Annotated in this window: 3 protein-coding genes; 1 reads left to right on the top strand and 2 read right to left on the bottom strand. The window is 72.9% G+C overall.

All coding sequences use genetic code 11. From position 1 onward, the window contains the following. A partial coding sequence (lhgO, locus tag FNH08_RS43160; protein ID WP_152776975.1) for an L-2-hydroxyglutarate oxidase occupies positions 1 to 910 on the bottom strand: 910 nt, incomplete at its 3' end. Positions 911 to 1,143: 233 nt separating this feature from the next. Beyond that, a complete protein-coding gene (locus FNH08_RS43155) occupies positions 1,144 to 2,568 on the bottom strand; it encodes an MFS transporter (protein WP_152776974.1) in 1,425 nt (474 codons plus the stop codon). A gap of 817 nt (positions 2,569 to 3,385) precedes the next feature. Between FNH08_RS43155 and FNH08_RS43150 the strand changes: the two genes are divergently transcribed. Further along, positions 3,386 to 5,485: an asparagine synthase-related protein gene (locus tag FNH08_RS43150; RefSeq protein WP_152776973.1), complete on the top strand. Its 2,100-nt coding sequence runs from the start codon at positions 3,386 to 3,388 to the stop codon at positions 5,483 to 5,485. Positions 5,486 to 5,621 lie beyond the last annotated feature (136 nt).

Here is a 5,621-nt window from a genome sequence, read left to right as displayed (position 1 = left end):
CCCCCGCCCCGTACCGCCAGTGCCGCCGAGCGATCCGCCAGGAACCGGGCCAGGCCAGCGTCGCCCCGAGCTCACGAGGCCGCACGATGCCCCACCCGTACCCTTCCCGCGCCAGCGCCGGCACCGCGTTCGGCCCGATGTGCACGCCTCCGTCGACCCCACGGGTCAGGTGCACCCCGAGGAACGGGAACGCCGGATCGGGCACCGGATACACCAGCCCGTTCACCAGCTCGGGCCGCGCCAGCGTGTAGTACTCGCCCCGGAACGGCACGATCCGCATCCCGGGCTCGTCCCCGGCGAGCCGGGCGATCTCGTCACAGTGCAGCCCGGCGCAGTTGACCAGCACCCGCGAACGGACGACCTCACCGTCCGCCAGCCGCACGGCCACCCCCAGGGCGGCCCGCCGGTCGATCCGGACGACCTCCGCCCCGTACCGGATCTCCGCCCCCGACGCCTCGGCGAGCTGCCGCGCCACGCCCACGAAGTCGCAGATCCCCGTGGTCCCGACGTGGATGGCCGCGAGCCCCCGCACCTCCGGCTCGTACTCGGCGATCTGGGAGGGGCCCAGCTCACGGACCGGAATCCCGTTCTCCCGGCCTCTCACTACGAGTGCGTGCAGCCGGGGCAGCTCGCTCCGGTCCGTCGCGACGATCAGCTTGCCGGTGACGGCGTGGTCGATGCCGTACTCGGCGCAGAACTTGACCATCTCGGCGGCGCCCCGCACCGCGTACCGCGCCTTCAGGGAGCCCGGGCGGTAGTAGATCCCGCTGTGGATGACCCCGCTGTTGCGTCCCGTCTGGTGCCGTGCCGGGCCCTGCTCCTTCTCCAGCACCATGACACGCGTGCCCGGCGCGGCCCGCGTGATCGCGTACGCCGTCGACAGCCCGACGATCCCGCCGCCGACCACCATCACGTCACAGTCGTACGCGATCCCGTACGCACCCAGCTGCGGCACTCGCTCCACCTCCGCCTTCGATAGTGCACTGCGCCACTGACAATGCCTCTAAACGCGGCGACGGCGTGATGGGGCCGCAGGCCCCCAAAGGGGCGCGGGGAACTGCTCGACAAGCCACAAACAACCCGCAGCCCCAAACCGAACAGCAACCCGGCAGACGCCAAGGCACCCAGCTCCCAGCGGAGCGCTTACGCGGGAGTCATGAGCAGTGGCCGAGCCCTCTCCCGCAACTCCACCACCCGAGGCTCGTCCCCGTACGGCTCCAGCCGATGCAGCAGATCCTTCACGTACTCCGTGGTCCGCGCCGACGAGATGCGCCCGGCGACCTCGACCGCCCGCACACCCTGCTCGCACGCCGCGTCCAGGTTCCCCGACTCCAGTTCGGCGACCGCGGACACGACGAGACGCAGGCCGTGCGAGCGCACGAACTCCTCCGTCGGCCGCGACAGCGCCTGCTCGGTGAAGCGGCGCACCTCCCGGGGCGCCTTGAGATCGCGGTAGCACTCCGCCGCGTCGGCCGCGAAACGGTCGTAGCCGTAGAAACCGAGCCAGGACGGGTCGCTGTCGCCGTCGCGGGCCCGCTCCAGCCAGCCCTCCGCCGCCTTCAGGGCCGCGCCGGCCGCCGGGGCGTCACCCGCGCGCGCGTGGGCACGTGCCTCCACGAGCCGGAAGAAGCTCATGGTGCGGGCGGTCGCCAGCCCCCGGTTGCGCTCCAGGGCGGCCTGGGCGAGGTCCACGCCCTCGTCGCCGAAGCCGCGGTAGGTGGCCTGCAGCGACATCGACGCCAGGACGTAGCCCCCGAGGGGTACGTCGGCGGCCGCGCGCGCGAGCCGTAGGGCCTGGATGTAGTAGCGCTGGGCGGCCTCCTGCTGACCTGTGTCGAAAGCCATCCAGCCCGCGAGGCGGGTGAGTTCCGCGGAGGCGCCGAACAGGGCCCTGCCGACCTCGTCCGAGTACGAGCCGAGCAGCAGCGGCGCGGCCTCCACCCGCAGGCACTCGGGCACCATGGAGGAACGCCAGTCGCCGCCCCCGTACTTGGAGTCCCAGCGCCTGGCGTCCTCCGCGGCCTCGCGGAGCTTCTGCACATCGCTGTGGCCGACTTTCAGCGGTGCTCCCGAGCCCTCCGAGGGGCCCGCGTCGCGTGCCACCGAACTGTCGGCCGGGGTTATCAGCCACCGTGAGGCGGGCGTGGCGTACGCGCTCACCGCGAACGATCCGGCGAGCGACTGCCAGATGCCGCCGGAGCCGGCCCGGCGCCCGGCGAGGTCCAGCCGGTACAGCTCCGTAGCGGACCTCACCGCCTGGCCGACGTCTCTGGGGAAGGCGAGGCCCACTTCGGGCGCGGGATCCGCGTCCGCCAGACCGATCTCGTGGAGCGGCACCGGGCGGCCGAGTTTCTGGCCGATGGCGGCCGCGATGAGGTGGGGCGCGGCGCCCTGCGGCACCATGCCCTTCGACACCCAGCGCGCCACCGACGTCTTGTCGTAGCGAAGAGTCAGTCCCCGCTGGGCGCCAAGATCGTTGACGCGCCGCGCGAGTCCCGCATTGCTGATTCCCGCGAGGGCGAGAACGGCGCCGAGTTTTTCGTTCGGCCCGCGTTGCTCCCTGGACATGCGCCACCCCTCGACACAGACGGCTGCCGCGGCGGCATAGGCACGCGGCATTCGTAAACCCAGCGTAGTTCGCCGCATCCCAAGCGTTAAGGGGCGAAAATCCGGTTGGCGGGATTGTGGTCCGTACGAGAGTACGGACTGTTGCGACGTGCTCCCGCTGTGTGGCCGTGCGCCCGTCCGTGCGCTCTTCTCCGGCCACGAGTGGAGCGCTTCGATGGGCCGTGCGTGGGTCGGCCCGCTGTACTGGATCCAGTGGGCTGGGGGACACCGCCGCCTACATCCCCGCGGGCGGCGGACGGTCCGGGGGGCGAACTCCGCCTCCCGGGCTGCGCGTTGACTGTGCGTTGCGCAGAGCCTGTACGGAGCGTGTTGTGAGTCCTGCCTCCCGTGGCCGATTTGGCCGAAAATAGACGGTGTCTTGCGCGGGCAATTACCGCTCCGACCACGTGTCTTGAGGGCGCACAGGGAGTTTTTGGGGAGCGTTTCGGGGCGCATTCACGTCGCACACGCATGCGCACGGCTTTGTGGATTCGCAGACCGAGCTGCCGTGATCTCCTTTTCTCGGGTGGGTGTTCGCCGAACAGACGTTGATCGCCCGCGGATCTCCGCCGGATCAGGCATGGACCATGCGCGGATCGGGCATGGATCGGCGCGTATGCGTTCGCGGAAGCGCATTCCCGGCTCGCGAGGGGAGTGCTCCGGGGCGCATTGTGAGGTGCGCAAGCCATCGCACAGGCCCCTTCGCGTGCTTCCTTCGTGGCAGCATGGTGACCGGTTCGTACGGTGCACTGGTTGTCCACAGCCTGTGGAGGCGGCGATGCGGTGGTTGGTGGGATGGAGCAGTACCGCCGCTGCGGCGCCCTTGATCGGTTCCGCGGGCGCCACCGGACTCGACGGCGAGACCGTGCACCCCGTGGGCTCCCAGCTCCTGTGGGGCGACCCCGACCCGCTGTGGGCGGTCGGAGACTGGCGCCCCGACGAGGTACGCGTCGTGCAGGCCGACGCCCAGACCCGGATCGCGGTCCTCGGCACCTGCGGCGCGAGCGACGAGGAGCTGAGGGTCGGCCTGTTCGCCGCGCGCGGCGGGGCACTTCGCCATCTGACCGCCTGGTCCGGCAGCTACACGGCCATCGTCCAGGTCGGCCGCCGCGTGACCGTGTGCGGGGATCTCGCGGGCGCCCGCCCGGTGTTCTACACCCCCTGGGCGGGCGGCACGGCGTACGCGACCGCCGCGCTCCCGCTGGCCGACCTCATCGAGGCCAACCTGGACTTCGGGCACCTGGCAGCGCTGCTCGCCGCCCCCGACGTACCGGGCGCACTGCACGACTCGACGCCGTACGACGGCGTGCGTCGCATTCCGCCGGGGCACGCGCTGATCCTGCGCGCGGGGGCGCGTGAGATCGCCGGCTACGAGCCCGTCGCGTCCCTCGCCGTCGCCGCGCCGTCCGCCGACCCGGCGAGCGCGGTGGACGCCGTCCGGGACGCCCTCGTAGAGGCCGTACGCACCCGTCTGGCCGCCCCCAGACACGTACCCGGAGCGGACATCGACCCCGGCCCGGTCCCGGGCATGGGCCCGGCGGAGCGGCGCGCGGCGCGCGGAACGCCGGTACCGGGCATCGGCGCCGACCTCTCCGGCGGCCCGGCCTCCGGAACCCTCGCCCTGCTCGCGGCGGGCCTGCCGGGCGCTCCGGGAACGGTCCTGGGCCACGGCACGGGCGCCGGTGAACGCCTCCTGGCCGTCACCTTCAACGACCTCGCCGTACAGGGCCGTGAGGGCGAACTGGAACGAGCGGGCACCCTGGCGGCCAACCCCCGCCTCCACCACGTAGTGGTGGCAGGCGGAGAGGAAACGCTCCCGTACGCGGACCTGGACGGCCCCCTCACGGACGAGCCGGCCCCGTCCCTGATCACCGCGGCCAGGCACCGCGCACGCCTGGCCTCCGGCAGCGCGGACCACTTCACGGGCTACGGCGCGCGGCAGGTCCTGGACGCCCACCCGGCCCGCCTGGCGGACCTCCTGATGGACCGCAAGAGGCGGCACCTGGTCCGCCCGGTCGCGGCGCTGGCGAAGGCGGACGGCTCCGTCATGGTCCCCGCGCGCGTGTACGCGGCGGCCCGCAAGCTGGCCCGCACCCATTACCGCGCGGGCGTGGATTCCCTCGCCGACCGCCTCCTCCAGAAGCACTTCGAGGAACCCGGCGGCGCGGTCGGAGCCTCCCTCGCCGCGCTCACCTGGGCGAGACCGGGACCAGCCGCCCGCTGGCTGACGGGCGAGGCCCTGGCAGAAGTATCGATTCGTCTCCAGGCCGCCACGAGCCGCCCGATCGTCAGTCCCGGCCAGCGTCCGGGCGACTTCCGCGCGCGTGCGGCCCTCGCCCGCCACGCCGCCGACATCCGCGTCCTCGAACAGGCCGCCGAGATCCGCTTCCAGCGCCTGCACACCCCCTTCCTCGACAACCAGGTCGTACGGGCATGCCGCGTCCTCCCGGAGGCGCTGAGGGTCCAACCGGGCGCCCGCGCGGCCATCCTCCGCACGGTGTTGGAGGGCGCCGGCGTCGCCGACCTCCCACCGGGCTGGGGCGCCCCTTCCCACGCGACCTCCGCGGCGGCGGCCCGCACCGGTCTCCGAGTGGCGGCCGACGCCCTGGTGACCCTCTTCGACACCCCGCTGCTCGCCCAGGCGGGCCTGGTCGAAGCGCGCGTGGTCCGCAAGGCGCTCCGCGCGGCCGCCGACGGCGAACCCCTCCCCCTGGACGGCCTCGCCGACCTCGTCTCCCTCGAACTCTGGCTCCGCCGCCTCCTGGCCCGCCGAGGCACCTGCTGGACAGGCACCCCAGCCCGCCAACGCGCGGTACCCGCCGGCATCACCCCCCAACGAGGAGCCCTGGGAGCGGGAGCGTCGATCCGCCGCGCATGACGCTGTGGCCGGTCCGCCATTCGAGAACGGGCCCACCAAGGCCAACAAGCCACCCACTCCAGCCGGGCCACTACCGCCAACAAGCCCCCACCCCAGCTGGCCCGGCATCTGAGGACGGGACGGTTCAGGCCGAGAC

The sequence above is a fragment of the Streptomyces spongiae genome, assembly GCF_009377185.1.
GTDB classification, from domain to species: domain Bacteria; phylum Actinomycetota; class Actinomycetes; order Streptomycetales; family Streptomycetaceae; genus Streptomyces; species Streptomyces spongiae.
Note: the sequence above shows the minus strand (reverse complement) of the source record. Positions and strands in the feature narration are given on the sequence as shown.